Source organism: Methylomonas sp. EFPC3, from assembly GCF_029643245.1.
In the GTDB taxonomy this organism is placed as follows: Bacteria; Pseudomonadota; Gammaproteobacteria; order Methylococcales; family Methylomonadaceae; genus Methylomonas; species Methylomonas koyamae_B.
In genome coordinates this window covers 4165466-4181193 of the sequence record NZ_CP116398.1, presented here as the reverse complement: position 1 = coordinate 4181193, position 15728 = coordinate 4165466, and the positions used below count along the sequence as shown (strand labels likewise).

17 protein-coding genes are annotated in these 15728 nt (G+C 54.7%); 5 read left to right on the top strand and 12 right to left on the bottom strand.

From position 1 onward, the window contains the following. Positions 1–8: 8 nt before the first annotated feature. The 4 genes from nifE to PL263_RS19015 form a co-directional block, all read right to left on the bottom strand. A complete protein-coding gene (gene nifE, locus PL263_RS19030; RefSeq protein ID WP_140911747.1) occupies positions 9–1457 on the bottom strand; it encodes a nitrogenase iron-molybdenum cofactor biosynthesis protein NifE in 1449 nt (482 codons plus the stop codon). Positions 1458–1838: 381 nt separating this feature from the next. Continuing rightward, positions 1839–2303 carry an Hsp20 family protein gene (locus PL263_RS19025; protein ID WP_222101877.1) on the bottom strand — a complete coding sequence of 155 codons (465 nt, stop codon included), beginning with the start codon at positions 2301–2303 and terminating at the stop codon, positions 1839–1841. 190 nt (positions 2304–2493) lie between these two features. Beyond that, the gene (locus PL263_RS19020; RefSeq protein ID WP_278210860.1) at positions 2494–2694 is read right to left on the bottom strand and encodes a DUF2892 domain-containing protein; all 201 of its coding nucleotides are present in this window, start codon (positions 2692–2694) and stop codon (positions 2494–2496) included. Positions 2695–2703: 9 nt separating this feature from the next. Next, entirely contained in the window at positions 2704–3981 is a 1278-nt protein-coding gene (locus PL263_RS19015; RefSeq protein ID WP_278210859.1) for an FAD/NAD(P)-binding oxidoreductase, read from the bottom strand. Positions 3982–4181: 200 nt separating this feature from the next. Here PL263_RS19015 and msrB point away from each other — a divergent pair, with 200 nt between their 5' ends. Genes msrB through PL263_RS18990 form a run of 5 tightly spaced genes read left to right on the top strand, consistent with a single transcriptional unit; the run spans position 4182 to position 10991 of the window. Next, the gene (gene msrB, locus PL263_RS19010; RefSeq protein ID WP_278210858.1) at positions 4182–4577 is read left to right on the top strand and encodes a peptide-methionine (R)-S-oxide reductase MsrB; all 396 of its coding nucleotides are present in this window, start codon (positions 4182–4184) and stop codon (positions 4575–4577) included. Then, positions 4574–5875 (top strand): M18 family aminopeptidase, encoded by a 1302-nt coding sequence (locus PL263_RS19005; RefSeq protein ID WP_278210857.1) that lies wholly within the window; start codon positions 4574–4576, stop codon positions 5873–5875. The genes msrB and PL263_RS19005 overlap by 4 nt, the downstream gene beginning before the upstream one ends. A gap of 46 nt (positions 5876–5921) precedes the next feature. Continuing rightward, a complete protein-coding gene (locus tag PL263_RS19000) occupies positions 5922–6503 on the top strand; it encodes a YfiR family protein (protein WP_278210856.1) in 582 nt (193 codons plus the stop codon). After that, positions 6496–8856 (top strand): EAL domain-containing protein, encoded by a 2361-nt coding sequence (locus PL263_RS18995; protein ID WP_278210855.1) that lies wholly within the window; start codon positions 6496–6498, stop codon positions 8854–8856. The genes PL263_RS19000 and PL263_RS18995 overlap by 8 nt, the downstream gene beginning before the upstream one ends. A gap of 8 nt (positions 8857–8864) precedes the next feature. Further along, positions 8865–10991: a TonB-dependent receptor gene (locus PL263_RS18990; protein ID WP_278210854.1), complete on the top strand. Its 2127-nt coding sequence runs from the start codon at positions 8865–8867 to the stop codon at positions 10989–10991. A 1-nt stretch (position 10992) separates the two neighbouring features. On the opposite strand, the gene PL263_RS18985 is transcribed toward PL263_RS18990, so the two are convergent. The 8 genes from PL263_RS18985 to rpsP all read right to left on the bottom strand — a co-directional run bounded on the left by PL263_RS18985 (position 10993) and on the right by rpsP (position 15647). Next, a complete protein-coding gene (locus PL263_RS18985; protein WP_140911739.1) occupies positions 10993–11415 on the bottom strand; it encodes a response regulator transcription factor in 423 nt (140 codons plus the stop codon). An 84-nt stretch (positions 11416–11499) separates the two neighbouring features. Next, entirely contained in the window at positions 11500–12285 is a 786-nt protein-coding gene (gene lpxA / locus PL263_RS18980; RefSeq protein ID WP_278210853.1) for an acyl-ACP--UDP-N-acetylglucosamine O-acyltransferase, read from the bottom strand. A 2-nt stretch (positions 12286–12287) separates the two neighbouring features. Then, a complete protein-coding gene (gene xerD, locus PL263_RS18975) occupies positions 12288–13172 on the bottom strand; it encodes a site-specific tyrosine recombinase XerD (protein WP_278210852.1) in 885 nt (294 codons plus the stop codon). Next, positions 13169–13678: a methylated-DNA--[protein]-cysteine S-methyltransferase gene (locus PL263_RS18970; RefSeq protein WP_278210851.1), complete on the bottom strand. Its 510-nt coding sequence runs from the start codon at positions 13676–13678 to the stop codon at positions 13169–13171. Before PL263_RS18970 ends, xerD begins: the two co-directional genes overlap by 4 nt. A 91-nt stretch (positions 13679–13769) precedes the next feature. Then, on the bottom strand, positions 13770–14117 hold the full coding sequence (gene rplS, locus PL263_RS18965; protein ID WP_054759399.1) for a 50S ribosomal protein L19: 348 nt from the start codon (positions 14115–14117) through the stop codon (positions 13770–13772). Between the two features lie 9 nt (positions 14118–14126). Continuing rightward, the gene (gene trmD, locus PL263_RS18960; protein WP_278210850.1) at positions 14127–14870 is read right to left on the bottom strand and encodes a tRNA (guanosine(37)-N1)-methyltransferase TrmD; all 744 of its coding nucleotides are present in this window, start codon (positions 14868–14870) and stop codon (positions 14127–14129) included. A 6-nt stretch (positions 14871–14876) separates the two neighbouring features. Then, positions 14877–15317 carry a ribosome maturation factor RimM gene (gene rimM, locus PL263_RS18955; RefSeq protein ID WP_347568924.1) on the bottom strand — a complete coding sequence of 147 codons (441 nt, stop codon included), beginning with the start codon at positions 15315–15317 and terminating at the stop codon, positions 14877–14879. Between the two features lie 78 nt (positions 15318–15395). Then, the gene (gene rpsP / locus PL263_RS18950; protein ID WP_140911734.1) at positions 15396–15647 is read right to left on the bottom strand and encodes a 30S ribosomal protein S16; all 252 of its coding nucleotides are present in this window, start codon (positions 15645–15647) and stop codon (positions 15396–15398) included. Between the last annotated feature and the right edge of the window lie 81 nt (positions 15648–15728).

Here is a 15728-nt window from a genome sequence, read left to right as displayed (position 1 = left end):
TACCCCGGTTAAGCGGCGACGGGCTCAGCGAACAGCACCGCCTGTTCGGCGGCTTTGGCAACCTTGGCCGCAGCCTTCCACGGTACCGGCGCCCTGACCGCTTCCCAGACCGGGCTTTCCAGCGTCAGCGCCAATTGGCGGACCAGTTCCAGCATGCCTTGGTAACCTTCGTAGCCGAATTCGCGCTCCTGATTGATGTCCAGGAACGGAATCCGCGCTTTCAAGGCGGTGTACATATTGCGGCCGCCGGCGATCAGAATGTCGGCCTTGTAGTCGTGTACGACTTTCAGCAAGGCTTTCGGGCTACCGTCTTCGATCATCAAGGTGTCTTCGCCCATCAACTCGCGAATCCGGGCTTTGTCTTCTTCGGTGGATTTCTTGGTGCCGGTGGCGACCACCACCATACCCAAATCCTGCAGCGCCGAAATCACCGACCAACTCTTGACGCCGCCGGTAAACAGCAGCACCCGTTTGCCTTTCAGGCGTTCGCGCCATGGTGCCAAGGCTTCGCGGATCCGGTTTTCCTCGCGGGCGATGATGGCTTCGGTACGAGCGGTCAAATCCGGATCGTTAATGACGCGGGCAAAATCGCGCAGGGCCTGACTGGTATCGGTAATGCCGTAAAAACTGCCTTCGAACCAGGGAATCCGGTATTGCTGCTCCAATTTGCGCGCCACGTTGATCATGGCTTTGGAGCAAACCATCATGTTGACTTCGGCCTTGTGCATGGTTTGCACTTCGCGGAAGCGGGCGTCGCCGGACAAGGTGCACAACACGCGCAAGCCCATTTCGTCCAGCAGCGGCAATACATGCCAGAATTCGCCGGCAATGTTGTATTCGCCGACCAGATTGACGTCGTGGATTTTGATGCCGGCTTTCTCCGCTTCGATTGCGGCCGGCGGCAACGGATCGGGGTCGCGGGTGCCGACCACGTATTTGATCATCGCATCGGCGGCGATACGGTTGCCCAGGTTTTTGGTGCCGTAAAAACCGGCGGCGTCGATCGGCACGACCGGCACGCCCCAACGCTCGGTGGCTTCTTTGCAGGTGGCATTGATGTCGTCGCCGACCAGGGCCGGCACACAGGTGTTGTAGATGAATACCGCCGGCGGGTTAAAGGTTTCCACCGCTTGCTTGATGGCATGGAATAGGCGTTTTTCCGAGCGGCCCATGACGATATCCTGCTCGGTCAAGTCGGTAGTCATGCCGATCCGGTACAGGTCCGGGCCGGACGAACGGGTGCCGCGGTTGTCCCAGGAACTGCCGGCACAGGCGATCGGACCGTGCACGATATGAGCGACGTCGGCAATCGGTAACAGAGCGATTTGGGCGCCGTCGAAGGCGCAGCCGCCGGCGGCGGAGCCGGGTTTGGGTTTGGCGCAGCCGGATTTTTCCTTCTTGTTATGCTCGCATGCCGGTTCGTCCAGCATTTCGGCAATGTCTTTGGTCGATTTCATGGCACAACCCCAAGTTTTTTGTACTATCTACTGCAACCGTTGTGCCAAGTGCTAAGACAATGATTTTCAAGGTCTTGGCCCGATTTTTTTTGTAGCAAACCCGACAATCGACGATTGCGACCAAACAAAGCCCGGCGCAACCGACGCCAGACCGGCCGACAGGGGAAAGGAATAACCGGGACCTGGCGAGCAACCGACGCGGCTATCAATCAGACTTGACGATGCCGGCGCATCGACTGAGATCCGGGCAAGCAGTCAGCGTTTTCCGGCTGATCGCCCGAATGCTGAAGGGAAAGGCTGTAAAGAGGGAAATTGGCGAGAGCCCCGCCACCGGCGTTGGCTGACAACGGGGCTCAAACCGTCATCGACTGGCGATCAGTTTCATGCGATGGGCAATGTCGCTTGCGCCGGACTCAACACTTGGCCGACGTTATCGATCTCGATGCGCCGCGGTTTCATTGCCTCCGGAATCCGTTTCACCAGCCTGACGGTCAGCAACCCGTCGCGGTAATGGGCACCGTTGACTTCGGTGTGTTCGGCCAGGTTGAAGCGGCGTTCGAAATTGCGACTAAAAATGCCTTGGTGCAGGAAGCGCCGTTTTTCGGCGTCTTGCGGTTTCTCGCCTTTGACGGTCAACACCTTGTTTTCGGTTTCGATCGATAACTGGTCCGGACTGAAACCCGGTACCGCCAAACTGATCGCAAACTGGTTGTCGCCGACCACTTCGATATCGAAGGCCGGATAATCGTGATTCGGCCGGTCGCTTTGTAAAATGCCGTCCAGCATTGCGGCCCATTGGCCCAAACCCAGGTTGGGACGGTAAATCGGCGTATATTCGACTCTCATGATTCTTTCTCCCCAATTCAAATAAGCTTTGAAAACATTGGTTGTAACCGAGCCGTCCGGCCCGGACACCGACAAATTAGGGTCGATGACGAAAACTTCAAGAGTGCGGCCACCGGATTTTTTCCGGTCGGATCTGAGCCGAAAAAGACCTAACCGCCAATCCAGCGGCGGTTAGGCTAGAGGGAACAAACTAAAATGCGCAGCCGGATTTGACGCCGAGCTTTTTCAGGATAATCGCCAACGGGCAAAATCCGGTAAATGACGCCTGCACCAAATTGGCGCCAACGAAGGCGGTAAACCACAACCAATTCGGCGAATGCCAATGCGCCAAAGCCAGACTGGCCAGAATAAACGAGCCGGCAAACGCCATCACCATCCGATCGATAGACATAAGCACCTCCTATTTCAGGCGGACGACGCCCATGAATTTCAGCATCATCCGCTCGTAGAACGGCTCGCTGATGCCTTTTCTAATCTTGCGCATGAAGTATTTTTCGAAGGCAATTTTGGCTAGATGCACCCATTTGCCGTGATTCGACCAAGTCGTGTTGCGGGGCGGAATTTGCGGTACGGCCAAAAACGCCACGCCGGTATCGCCGAGATCGGCCAGACATAGCGCGCTCAAACTGGGCTTGTCGGTCGGTTGTTTGCCGTCCAGTTCGTCGCGGATGTTATGGGCCGTTGCCGTCACCATCGATTCGATCATATAACCGGTTTTCGGCGTACCGGTCGGCACCGGGGTTTTTTCCACCGGCGGCAAGGCTACGCAGACGCCGACCGAATAAATGTTTTTATAGGTCGGGTTACGCTGGTGTTCGTCGACGATGACGAAACCGCGCGGATTGGTCAGACCTTCCGCGCCGCAATGCCGCACCGCATCGACGCCGGTGAACGCCGGCAGCATCATCGAATGCTTGAACGGCAGTTCGTGCTTCTTCTTTTCGTTGCCATCTTCGTCGACTTCGGTGACATACATCATGCCGGCTTCGATCTTGTCGACCTTGGCGTTGGTGATCCATTTGATGGTCTTGTCGCGTAATGCGCTTTCCAACAAGCCTTTGGTGTCGCCGACGCCGCCCAGGCCCAAGTGACCGATGTAAGGTTCGGAAGTGACGAAGGTCATAGGCACCTTGTCGCGGATCTTGCGTTTGCGTAACTCGGTTTCGATGATCATCATGTATTCGTAGGCGGGACCGAAGCAGGAAGCGCCTTGCACCGCCCCGATCACGATGGGGCCGGGATCGGCCATGAAGCGGTCCCAGTCTTCGGCGGCCAACGCCGCGTGATCGACATGGCACACCGATGAAGTATGTCCGCCATGCGGCCCCAAACCGGGCACCTCGTCGAAGGCCAGACGCGGACCGGTAGCGATGATCAGATAGTCGTATTCGACCGCACTACCGTCGGCCAGATCGACTTTATTGTTTAGCGGATCGACCTTAGTGGCTGCCTTTTGGATGAAGGTGATGCCTTTTTTTGCCATCACCGGCGCCAATTCGATTTTCAAATCTTCCGGTTTGCGCCATTTCGGCGGCACCCAGGGATTGGAAGGTACGAAATGGAAGGTCGGCGAATCGGAAATCACCACCACTTCATGCTGTTTGCCCACCGTTTCCTTCATTTCGTAAGCCATCGGCACGCCACCGATGCCTGCACCCAACACTACGATTCTTGCCATGACAATCTCCTCGCTGATATTCAGATAAACACGAAATTACGGTCTCTTTATCGAATAATTGTAGTTATACGCCGCAAAACCATGTGACCAAAGAATATTAGAATTCTCTAACATTATCAACCAAAATATTTGTCCGCCTTCAGCAAGCGCTGAAGACTGAGTACAATGGCCGTCGACTCCCGTTGATATGGATAGCCACCATGACCGACTCAAACGATCCGGAAAAATATTGGCGCGAAAAGCTGACGCCGGAACAATACCGCGTCTGCCGCGAAAAAGGTACCGAACCGCCGTTCACCGGCAAATACACCGATTGTGAAGACGACGGTATCTACCGTTGCGTCTGTTGCGGCGCGGCCTTGTTCGACTCGGAACATAAATTCCACTCCGGCTGCGGCTGGCCCAGTTTTTGGAATCCGCTGCATGACGAGAGCTTGGACGAGCACCTCGATACCAGCCACGGCATGCGCCGTACCGAAGTGACCTGCCATTCCTGCGGCGCCCATCTCGGCCACGTATTCGAAGACGGCCCGTTACCGACCGGATTGCGCTATTGCATCAATTCGGTGGCGTTAACTCTGGACAAGAAAACATGAGCGCACACCGGCAAGTACAGGATTTATTGGACTTTATCGACGCCAGCCCCAGCCCCTGGCATGCGGCAGCCTGCATCGAACAACGCCTGCAGGCGTTTCAGTTTCAGCGCCTGCACGAGGGCGACGCCTGGAGTTTGAGTGCCGGAGGCCGTTATTACGTGATTCGAGACGACTCTTCAGTGGTCACCTTCGTTTTGGGTCGGGAAGACTTGGCCAGCAAAGGCTTTAAGCTGCTCGGCGCCCACACCGACTCGCCCGGATTGCGGGTCAAACCGCAGCCGGTGTTGGAATCCGACAAAATTCAGCGTCTGGCCGTCGAAATTTACGGCGGGCCGATTCTGGCAACTTTTACCGACCGCGATCTCAGTCTGGCCGGCCGTATCGCATTCAGTCAGGCGGACGGCAGCGTCGGCAGCCGTTTGCTGCGCTTCGACCAACCGCTGTTGCGCTTGCCGAATCTGGCGATTCATATGAACCGCGGCGTTAACGAAGACGGCTTGAAACTGCAAAAGCAAAACGAGTTGGCCTTGATATTGGCCAGCGCTGCCGAACAATTGCCTGCTAATTATTTTCGCCAGCTGTTGGCCGACTCTGCCGGCATCGACGGCGACAGTCTGTTGAGTTGGGAATTGAACGTCTACGACACCCAAAAAGGCGTATTCTGGGGCACCGATCGCTTATTCTACGCCGACAGCCAGCTGGATAATCTGGCGTCTTGCCACGCAGGTTTGACGGCGATGTTGGACGCTTCGGTACTGAATAGCGGGAATACGCTGGTCTGCGCCTTTTTCGACCACGAAGAGATCGGTAGCGAGAGCTGTAAAGGCGCGGCAGGCAGTTTTTTGCCGGACGTGCTGGAACGTATCGCCACCGACTGCTGCGACCGCGCCGACGGCTACCGCCGCGCCCTGGCCAACAGCTTTATGGTCAGCGCCGATATGGCTCACGCTTACCAGCCCGGCTTTCCCGGCGCCTACGAACCCGGCCATAAAGTCATCGTCAATCACGGCCCGGCCATCAAGATTAACGTTAACCACCGCTATGCCTCGGAATGCGTGTCGGAAGCCGAATTCATCCGGTTTTGCCGCGACGCGGACGTGCCCTACCAGAAATACGCGCACCGCGGCGACCTCCCCTGCGGCAGTACGATCGGCCCGATTGCCTCGGCGAAACTGGGCGTGCGCAGCGTGGACGTCGGCTCGCCCATGTGGGCCATGCACAGTATCCGCGAAAGTGCCGGGGTTTTGGACCACGGCTATATGATCCGCGCGCTACGGGCTTTTTTCTGCAGCCAGTGATTTTTCAACTATCCTTGCCCCATGATTTTTTTCGGCAGGCAATAACTTGGTTTCCGTTTTTTCTCTCGCTGAGGCGCGGACACTGCGGCGCATTTGCGTCGCATTCGGCTGGAGCTTCCTGTGCTGCGTTATCGCTCAGGAAGCACACGCCGACGACAACGAATTGGAATACAAGGTTAAAGCGGCCTATCTCTATAATTTCACCAAGTTCATTACCTGGCCGGCCAAAGCCAGCCCCACGTTCAACATTTGCATTATCGGCAACGATCCGTTCGGCCACTTGCTTGATCCGCTGGAAAGCAAAACCGCTCAGGATAAGCCGATCAAGCTGATCCATTTCGACTCTGCCAAACAGGCGCGCGATTGCGACATCGCCTATTTCGATAATCCGGACCTGCGCCCCGAACAGCCCGTGGCAGGGGTGTTAACTGTCGGTTCGTTTAAAACGGCGCTGACGGTCAGCAGTCAGCCGTTTTTTGCCGAATCCGGCGGCATGATCGGCTTTGTGTTGGACGACACCAAAGTCAAATTGCATATCAACCTGAAAGCGTTGAAAAAAAACGGCCTGAACGTCAGCGCCAAACTGATCGAAGTCGCCACATTGGTCGAGGGAGGAGAGCTTGAGTAAGTTTTTCGCTCGACTGTCGATCAAATCCAAGCTGTTTACGATCGCGATCACATCCAGTTTGTTCTCGATGCTGCTGGCGCTGGTGATTCTGGTGACGATCAATATCAGCGACGTCAAACGCAAGGCCCAAGACGACCTGCTGGCCGTCGCCGGGCTGATCGCCAACCGCAGTATCGCGGCGGTGATGTTCGACGACGCCAATCTGGCCAAGGAAAACCTGGCCTCTTTAGCCAATCTGCCCGATGTGCGCAGCGCTTGCTTATACGACAAGGCGGGCGGACTGTTTACCGCACTGGACAATCCGGCGAACCAGTGTCCGGCCAGCCAACAAGGTTTATATACCCACTTCGACCAATTGTCCTTGTACGTTTACCAACCGATGTTGCTCGACGGCGAGATCATCGGTGCGGTGTATTTGTCGTCCGACCTCAGCACCGCCTTCTGGCGGGAGTTGAAATTCGTCGGCGTGGTGCTGTTGGTCCTGTTCGTCGCATTGTTCATCACCTTTTTGCTGACGGCGCCGTTGCTGAACCGGGTCGCCAAGCCCATTTCCCAGTTGGCGCGTACTGCGCAGAAAGTCAGCCGCGACCACGATTATTCGTTACGCGCCGAAAAACACAGCAGCGACGAAATGGGCATCCTGGTGGACGCTTTCAACGACATGCTGGATACCGTCGAAACTCAGAACAAGGCGCTGGTCAGCGTCAAAAACAACTATCAGGCGCTCTACGACAATAACCCGACGATGGTATTCAACCTGGACTTGGACGGCCAAATTATCTCGGTCAACCGCTTCGGCGCCCGACAGTTGGGTTTGGGGGTCGAAGAATTGCAGGGTTGTTCGTTATTCGCCTTCTCTCACCCGGAGGATATCGGCAACTGCAACCAGTTCCTGCAAATTTGCCGCGACCACCCGGAGCAGGTACACAAACTGGAAAGCCGCATCGTTTGCCGCAACGGCAATACGATTTGGGTCAGGGAAACGGCGCGCCTGGTCAAGGACGAAAACAATCTGCCGCATATGTTGCTGGTGTGCGAAGACATTACCGAAACCCGCCGACTGTCGGAAAAAATCGCTTACCAGGCCAGCCACGACGAACTGACCGGCCTGGTCAACCGCCGCCAATTCGACATCCATATCCAGAATCTGGTGTTGCAAGCCCAAAACGACAACAGCGCCCACGTGTTGTGTTACCTTGATTTGGACCAATTCAAGATCGTCAACGATACCTGCGGCCATCTGGCCGGCGACGAATTGTTACGGCAGCTTGGCGAGTTATTACGACAACAAGTGCGCAAGATGGATATCCTGGCCCGCTTGGGCGGCGACGAATTCGGTATTTTGATGTCGTACTGCTCTCTGGATCAGGCTGTCATCACCGGCGAAAAATTGCGAAATGCGATTTGCGACTTTCAGTTCGCCTGGGAAAACCGCAGCTTCAGCATCGGCGTCAGCATCGGCGTAGCCCCCATCAACCGGTCCAGCGGCAATGCGGTCGACGTGTTGAAGGAAGCCGACGCCGCCTGTTATGCGGCGAAAGAAAAAGGCCGGAACCGGGTGCATGTGTTCAGCCCGGACGACGAGGAATTAACCTTGCGCCAGGGCGAAATGCAATGGGTCGAGAAGATTCGATTGGGTATCGAACAAAATCGCTTCCAATTGTTCGGCCAGTTGATCGTGCCGGTGAATCACAACCACGAGGCCTTACACTTCGAAACCCTGATCCGCTACCGCGACGACCAGGGCAAAATCATCCCGCCCGGCGCATTTCTGCCGGCGGCGGAACGCTACAACATGGCTCCGCCGCTGGACCGCTGGGTCATTTCCTCGCTGTTCGAGTATTTGGCAACGACACCGGATTTGTTGCAGCGCCTGGAAATGTGCTCGGTCAACCTGTCCGGTCTGTCACTGTCGGACCAAACCATGCTGGGTTTCATCGGCGAACAATTCCAGAAATGGCGAATTCCGACCGAGAAAATCTGTTTCGAGATCACCGAGACCGCGGCGATCAGCAACCTGTCTTACGCCCGCCAATTCATGGAATCGCTGCGCGGCAAAGGTTGCTCGTTTTCTTTAGACGATTTCGGCAGCGGCTTGTCTTCATTTGCTTATTTGAAAAACCTGCCGGTCGACTATCTGAAAATTGACGGTTTGTTCGTCAAAGACATTGTGGAAGATCGAGTGGATCTGACGATGGTCAAGTCGATCAACGAAGTGGCGCACGTGATGGGTAAGAAAACAATTGCCGAATTTGTCGAAAACGAGTCTATCTTTGATTTACTGCAAACCCTGGGCGTCAATTACGCGCAAGGTTACGGCATCGCCAAGCCGGTGCCCCTACGGGACTTATGAGATTTGTTATGTCTGGTGCTTTGAAAAAACGGCTGTTCAAACCTGGTTTATGGCTTACCTTGATTAGCCAAGCGGCACACGCCGACAAAAGCATGAACGATTTACTGGATATGTCGCCGGCGGAGTTGGCCAATATATCGGTAACAATCGCGTCAGGCACATCCAAACCGATCGCCCAATCCGCAGCGGTCACCAGCGTTATTACCGCCGAACAAATCGCGGCGATGGGCGCCACCGATTTGCATGAAGTTCTGGAAACCGTGCCCGGCATGCATGTCACGATCCAACCTGTGACCAACGATTACAGCTACACCATGCGCGGCATCCGCAACGAGACCAATTCCGAAGTATTGCTGATGATCAACGGCACCCGCTTTTCGTTACCTTACCAAGGCACCCACATGGCCGGCATGATCATGCCGGTGGAGAACATTCAACGCGTCGAGGTGATTCGCGGGCCGGGTTCCGCGCTTTACGGTGCCGACGCCTTCGCCGGCGTCATCAATATCGTCACCAAAAAAGCGGCCGACATCGACGGATTTAACGTGGGCGCCCGCGGCGGCAACGCCGACACCAAGAGCGCCTGGGGCCAATACGGCGGTAAATGGCAGGGCTGGGACGTGGCCGGTAGCCTGCAATACAGCCACAATGGGGTAGACCCGGACCGAATCATCAAAGCCGATGCGCAAAGCCAGATCGACCAGTTGCTGTCGACCCGCGCTTCCCTGGCGCCGGGGCCAATGCAAACTCAAAACGAACGCTGGAACGGCCATCTGAATCTGCAACGCAAACATTGGGATTTGGGTTTCTGGGCCTTCAACGAATCGGATTACGGTTTTAGATCCGGGGCTTTCGGCGCTTTGGATAACCGCGGCAAAGGCAACGGCAGCAACTATCTCGCCGACATTCGTTATTCGACCGAAGACGATTTTCAGGATTGGGAGTTGCAGGCCCACGCCAGTTTCTTGCATACGGACGTTTCAGCAGATATTTACGGCTTTCCTCCCGGATCGATACTACCATTGGATGCCAGCGGCAACGTCACCGGACAACCGGCATTGATCAATGCCTTGGTGCCGTTTCCTAATGGCCTGCGCTTCGTCGCCGGTTTTAAAAATACGGTACCCAGTTTCGAACTGACCAGTATTTACAAGGGCTTTTCCAACCATATCATCAGGATGATCGCCGGCTTCCGCTACGAGGAGCTAAACACCGAGGAGGCCCGCAATTACGGCGCCGGCATCACCAGCCTGGGTGGTCCGCTGCAAAATCTGACCGGGACGCCTTTCACGTTTCTGGACGACCAACACCGCGATATCTGGTCCACAGCGTTTCAAGACGAATGGCAGTTTGCCCCGGATTGGCATTTGACCACGGGTCTGCGCTTCGACCACTATTCCGACTTCGGCAGCACGCTTAACCCAAGGGCGGCGCTGGTTTGGGATGTCAACGAACAGTTCACCAGCAAATTGCTTTACGGCCAAGCTTACCGGGCGCCGAGCTTTTTGGAGCAATACCAACAAAACAGCACGCTATTTCTAGGCAATCCGAGTTTGAGTCCGGAAACCATCGCCACCACGGAATTGGCGTTCGATTATCATCCGAGCAAAACGCTCAGAACGGCGCTGAATTTGTACCATTACGAAATCCACGACCTGATCAGCGGACCTATCGCCAGTTCGACCACACTGACCGAGCAAAACACATCCGGACAGGACGGCTATGGCAGCGAGTTCGAGTGGGACTGGAAGTTTCTGCCGGATTGGAATTTGCGCGGTAACTATGCCTGGCAATTCGCCCGCAACGAAGCGACGCACACTCGCGTCAGCAACGTGCCGGAACACCACGTGTATTCGGCGCTGGCCTGGAACTTTCTGCCGAAATGGCAAATTCAAACCCAGATCAACTGGATCGGCCACAGACTAAGCAGTCCGGGAGATACCCGGCTGTTAAAAGATTATGAGACGTTGGACTTGACGCTGAATGCGAAAAAACTGATGGGATATTTGGATTTGACAGCCTCGGCCCGCAATTTGTTGGACTCTGACGGCACGGAACCGGCAACCGCCAGTTATCCTTATAACCTGCCGATCAGCGGTCAAATGTTTTACTTCGAACTAGGATTACACTACTAACTTACAATGCGTCCTGGCCGACACAAGCTTTATGCACCGCATCCAATAAACTGGCGACGAGCTTACGCCCTAACCACGCTTCGCCGGCAGCTACCGCCCGAATCATGCGATTGATATAAAGCGCCAGCGAATCGCTGTTTTGGTAGCCCTTGGCTCCAGCCAACACGCAACTGACCACTTGCTCCGTAGCCAGATCGTTGCCAATGATCACAATATTGCTGGCCGGAGCGGCATTCAACAACAAACCGGTATATTCGGCGGTATCAGCTTCGCGTAACGCATAATTCAACAAAATCAGCCCAGGCTTATCCTGTTCCGCGGCATTTAGCGCCTGTATCTCGTCGGTATAGAACGCCACTTCGGCCTCAGCCATCAGCAGCAATGGCTCTATTTGCCCGGCATTATCGATTACGTGTATTTTCATGGCGGTTATTTCTGGCTGTGTGCCGAATCGCTGCCCGAAGTGCGGAACCGGATAAATCGCGGTTCTCAACGGGCCTAGCTCCCTTTAGTCGTGATCGGTCGGCGCTATCGACATGAAACCGTGCAATCCACGCTTCGAATCGGCGGCCAACCAATTTTTTAAGTATTGCAGTTCTTCGGTAGATTGCAATTCATCGAGGCTTTTTTTATTTCTTAGCAATCTGAATGCGGCGGAAAGCGCTTTGAGCCTATCGCCAGCAATCCCAGCCCGCCTCAGGCCGACGATATTCAGTCGGTAATGCTTTGCCGGACGGCCGCCGATCAACGTAAACGGTATCACGTCCATGTTGATACCGGTTGTACCTTGGATAATGGCGTAAGACCCGACCCGGCAAAATTGGTGAACCACTACCGCACCGCCCATGAACACATTATTTCCGACCTCGACGTGACCGCCAATCGCCACGTTATTGGCAAAAATGGTGTTATCGCCAACCCGGCAATCATGCGCGACGTGACTGTTATTCATGAAATAACAACCTGACCCGATCATAGTCGCCGCACCGGCCTTGGTGGCTCGATGGGCGGTAAAACCTTCCCGGAACACGTTGCCATCGCCGATTTCCAACCATGACTCGGTTTCCGGCTGAAAACCGGTGTCCTGCGGGAGCCCGCCCAATACGGCATGCGGGTGCAGAATATTATTCGCCCCCATTTTTACTCGGCCGTGGACGACGGCATGAGCACCGATTTGGCTACCGGAACCGACGCTGGCTCCGGCTTCGACCACCGCAAACGGCCCGACGCGTACGTTCTCCGCCAAAATCGCACCGCTTTCGATGTAAGCCGTTGGATGGATCAAATTGCTCATGTTTAACCTCTAGGGTGATGTTGGCGATGGAGTTCTTTCAAGCGCTGTTGAGCGATATGGGTATAAATTTGGGTTGTAGACAGATCGGAATGCCCCAACAACAACTGCACCACGCGCAGATCGGCACCATGGTTCAGCAAGTGAGTCGCAAACGCGTGGCGTAAGGTATGCGGCGACAAGTGTTTGTCAATTCCGGCCAGCTTGGCGTAACGCTTGATGATATGCCAAAAAGCCTGCCGTGTCATAGCATCGCCGCGCGCGGTAACAAACAAATAGTCGCTTTGGCGGCCGCCCAGTAACGCTTGTCTGGCTCCCTTGATGTAACGTTCGGCCCAATCCAGGGCTTCCTCGCCGATTGGGACTAGGCGCTCTTTATCGCCCTTGCCGACCACTCGCAAACACCCTTGGCGAAAATTGATCTGTGAAAAACTCAGTCCAACCAATTCCGATACCCGCAACCCGGTTGCGTACAGCACTTCCAGCATGGTTCTGTCTCTAAAACCCAAATTGCTGCTGATTTCCGGAGCCTCCAGCAATGTTTCGACATCGCTCTCGGACAGCGAACCCGGCAAATATCGGCCTAATTGCGGCGCATCTACCAGTTGGGTAGGGTCGACGACGATTTTTGCCTCTCGTAGCAAATAACCGTAAAACCGTTTCAAACAGGATAACTTGCGCGCCGAGGAGCGGCTGGAAGTACCAAGTTGCCGCAGGTGGGCCAAAAACCCTTTGATATCCGATTCGTCCGCGGCCGGCAACTCTTTATGCTTCAGCCACGCAGAAAATTGCTTCAAATCGCTGCCGTAGGCGGCGAGCGTGTTATCGCTTAACCCGAATTCCAGCCAAAGCGCATTTAAGAAAACTTCTATGGACTGACTCGAATTCATGCTTCCGAATCGCGCAAACGGCGCTCGTAGTCGAGCAACTGCCTTTTCAACTGAACGAACTCGCCTTCGATCTGGCCCATAAAGCCGCCAATACCTTGGCTTGCGACAACACGATGGCAAGGAATGATTCCGGCGTAAGGGTTACGTTTGCAACCAGCAGCAACAGCGCGCGGAGCCGAATCCAAGCATTTGGCCAATTCAGCATAAGTCAACGTCCGACCGACCGGTATTGCCAACAACGCGTTCCAGACCTTTTTGCTGAATTCGCTACCCTGAGTTAGCAGCTTAAGTTGCAAATCAGTATTATCCGGATCCAGTAGATATTGCCGAACATGTAGCGCCAGATCAGGCAGATCCCCCTCCGCCGGAAGTGCCTGCATCCGCCAGGAGGCGTCGACGATGACCGACCCGCGCAAGGTCAATAACAATTCAACACCAAATACCGGCACCCCAATTGTGTGCGGTTCCGCATCCGCTGTTGGCTGCCAAACAATATGCAAGGTCATGGATTATTCAAAATGAGCGGCAAAAAAAAGGCGGCCTGATAGCCGCCTTTTTCGGAGCCGATCCGATTGCTGCCAATCGGATAGCAACGGCTTAAGAAAGTCTTTCTTTAATCCGGGCGGCTTTACCGGCCAGATCGCGCAGATAATACAACTTGGCACGGCGCACATCACCACGGCGCTTGACTTCGATGCTGCCAACCGCAGGGCTGTGGGTCTGAAACACACGCTCAACACCAACGCCGTGGGAAATTTTTCTGACGGTAAATGCGGAATTCAAACCGCGATTACGCTTGGCGATAACGATGCCTTCGAAAGCCTGCAGCCGCTCGCGGCTACCTTCGGTCACTCTGACTTGAACAACCACAGTATCGCCCGGACCGAATTCAGGGACGTCTTTTTTCAGCTGTTCCGCTTCCAATTCTTCGATAATTTTACTCATAACCACACCCTATTTAACAACTTCGTTTCTAAATTCTTTCAGCAAGGCGTCCTGCTCTGCACTTAATTCGCGTTTTTCCAGTAAATCCGGCCGTCGCACCCAGGTTCTACCCAAGGCTTGCTTCATTCGCCAGCGGCGGATCGCCGCATGATTACCGCCCAACAAGACCTCGGGAACATTGCCGAGCTCACTACGCTCAGGCCGCGTGTAATGCGGGCAATCCAATAAGCCTTCGGCATGGGAATCCTGTTTAGCCGACTCCTCGTCGCCCAGCACCCCCGGTATCAAGCGGCTGATCGCGTCTATTACAATTAAAGCTGCAAGTTCGCCGCCGCTGATCACATAGTCGCCCAACGACCACTCGTCATCGCAAGCATGTTCGATAAATCGTTCGTCGATACCTTCATATCGTCCGGCAATCAGAATCAAACGCGGGCTGGTGCTGGCATCCTGCAACAGGGCCTGTGTGATCAATCGCCCTTGCGGGCTCAAATACACAACTTTGGCTCCATCCAGCTGCTGACTCCGTTTTGCGTCGTTTACAGCATCCAATAAAGGCTGGTACTTCATTACCATGCCGGGCCCGCCGCCGTATGGCCTGTCATCTACCGTTTTGTGCCGGTCGTGCGCGTAATCGCGCGGATTCCAGACCGATAAACCGACCAAACCTTTTTCTATCGCTTTCCCGGTTACGCCATAACCTGCCGCTCCGGAGACCATCTCCGGAAAAAGGCTGACCACATCGAAATGCATATCCGCCTAAAAATCCGGATCCCAATCGGCGACGATCAACCCGCCAACCAAGTCGACTTTCAAAATCGTGCTGGGCTGCAAAAACGGTATCAAACGTTCAGTCTCGCCGTCGATAACGACCAAGACATCGTTGGCTCCGGTCTCCAGCAAATGATCGACGGTACCTAGCCTGAAACCTGCTTGGTTTTCTACTAACAGGCCTATCAAATCGGCCCAGTAGAATTCACCCGCTTCAGGCTTGGGCAATTGCTGCTTGCGAATCAGAATTTCCGCACCCATCCACTCGGCGGCAGCATCCCTGTCGCCAATATTTTCAAGCTGGGCAACAATCAAATTGCCTTGTCGGCGACCACCAACAACTTTCAATTCATGGCGCTGGCCGTGTTTTTGTAACAGCCATGGCGAATATTTCAGGATATTTTCGCGGGGATCGGTAAAAGAAAACACTTTTACCCAGCCCTTTACACCAAAAACGCCGGATACTTGTCCGACGTTCAGATACTCCCCTGCCTGCAAAACTAAGCGTTACGCGGCAGCTTTAGCAGCGTCTTTGATCAGTCTGGCAACACGGTCGGTCGGCTGAGCACCGTTGGCTTTCCAATATTGAACGCGTTCAGCATCCAACACCAGACGCTGCTCCGCACCACGTGCCAGCGGGTTAAAAAAACCGACCCGCTCAATGTAGCGACCGTCGCGGCTGCTTCTGCTGTCGGTTACGACAACATGATAAAAAGGACGATTCTTTGCGCCGCCTCTGGACAAACGAATGCTTACCATTTGAATACCTTAAAAAACATTGAATCAAAAAATTTAATCAACCTATTCTACGCGATTTTGCGAATAAGTGAAGGACAAATT

What these genes read in the sequence shown, in the direction of transcription:
- rpsP (WP_140911734.1), bottom strand. Translation starts at nt 15,647, where the DNA reads ATGGTAAGCATTCGTTTGTCCAGAGGCGGCGCAAAGAATCGTCCTTTT.
- nifE (WP_140911747.1), bottom strand. Translation starts at nt 1,457, where the DNA reads ATGAAATCGACCAAAGACATTGCCGAAATGCTGGACGAACCGGCATGC.
- trmD (WP_278210850.1), bottom strand. Translation starts at nt 14,870, where the DNA reads ATGCATTTCGATGTGGTCAGCCTTTTTCCGGAGATGGTCTCCGGAGCG.
- rplS (WP_054759399.1), bottom strand. Translation starts at nt 14,117, where the DNA reads ATGAGTAAAATTATCGAAGAATTGGAAGCGGAACAGCTGAAAAAAGAC.
- PL263_RS19020 (WP_278210860.1), bottom strand. Translation starts at nt 2,694, where the DNA reads ATGTCTATCGATCGGATGGTGATGGCGTTTGCCGGCTCGTTTATTCTG.
- PL263_RS19015 (WP_278210859.1), bottom strand. Translation starts at nt 3,981, where the DNA reads ATGGCAAGAATCGTAGTGTTGGGTGCAGGCATCGGTGGCGTGCCGATG.
- lpxA (WP_278210853.1), bottom strand. Translation starts at nt 12,285, where the DNA reads ATGAGCAATTTGATCCATCCAACGGCTTACATCGAAAGCGGTGCGATT.
- PL263_RS18970 (WP_278210851.1), bottom strand. Translation starts at nt 13,678, where the DNA reads ATGACCTTGCATATTGTTTGGCAGCCAACAGCGGATGCGGAACCGCAC.
- msrB (WP_278210858.1), top strand. Translation starts at nt 4,182, where the DNA reads ATGACCGACTCAAACGATCCGGAAAAATATTGGCGCGAAAAGCTGACG.
- PL263_RS18990 (WP_278210854.1), top strand. Translation starts at nt 8,865, where the DNA reads ATGTCTGGTGCTTTGAAAAAACGGCTGTTCAAACCTGGTTTATGGCTT.
- PL263_RS18985 (WP_140911739.1), bottom strand. Translation starts at nt 11,415, where the DNA reads ATGAAAATACACGTAATCGATAATGCCGGGCAAATAGAGCCATTGCTG.
- PL263_RS19025 (WP_222101877.1), bottom strand. Translation starts at nt 2,303, where the DNA reads ATGAGAGTCGAATATACGCCGATTTACCGTCCCAACCTGGGTTTGGGC.
- xerD (WP_278210852.1), bottom strand. Translation starts at nt 13,172, where the DNA reads ATGAATTCGAGTCAGTCCATAGAAGTTTTCTTAAATGCGCTTTGGCTG.
- PL263_RS19005 (WP_278210857.1), top strand. Translation starts at nt 4,574, where the DNA reads ATGAGCGCACACCGGCAAGTACAGGATTTATTGGACTTTATCGACGCC.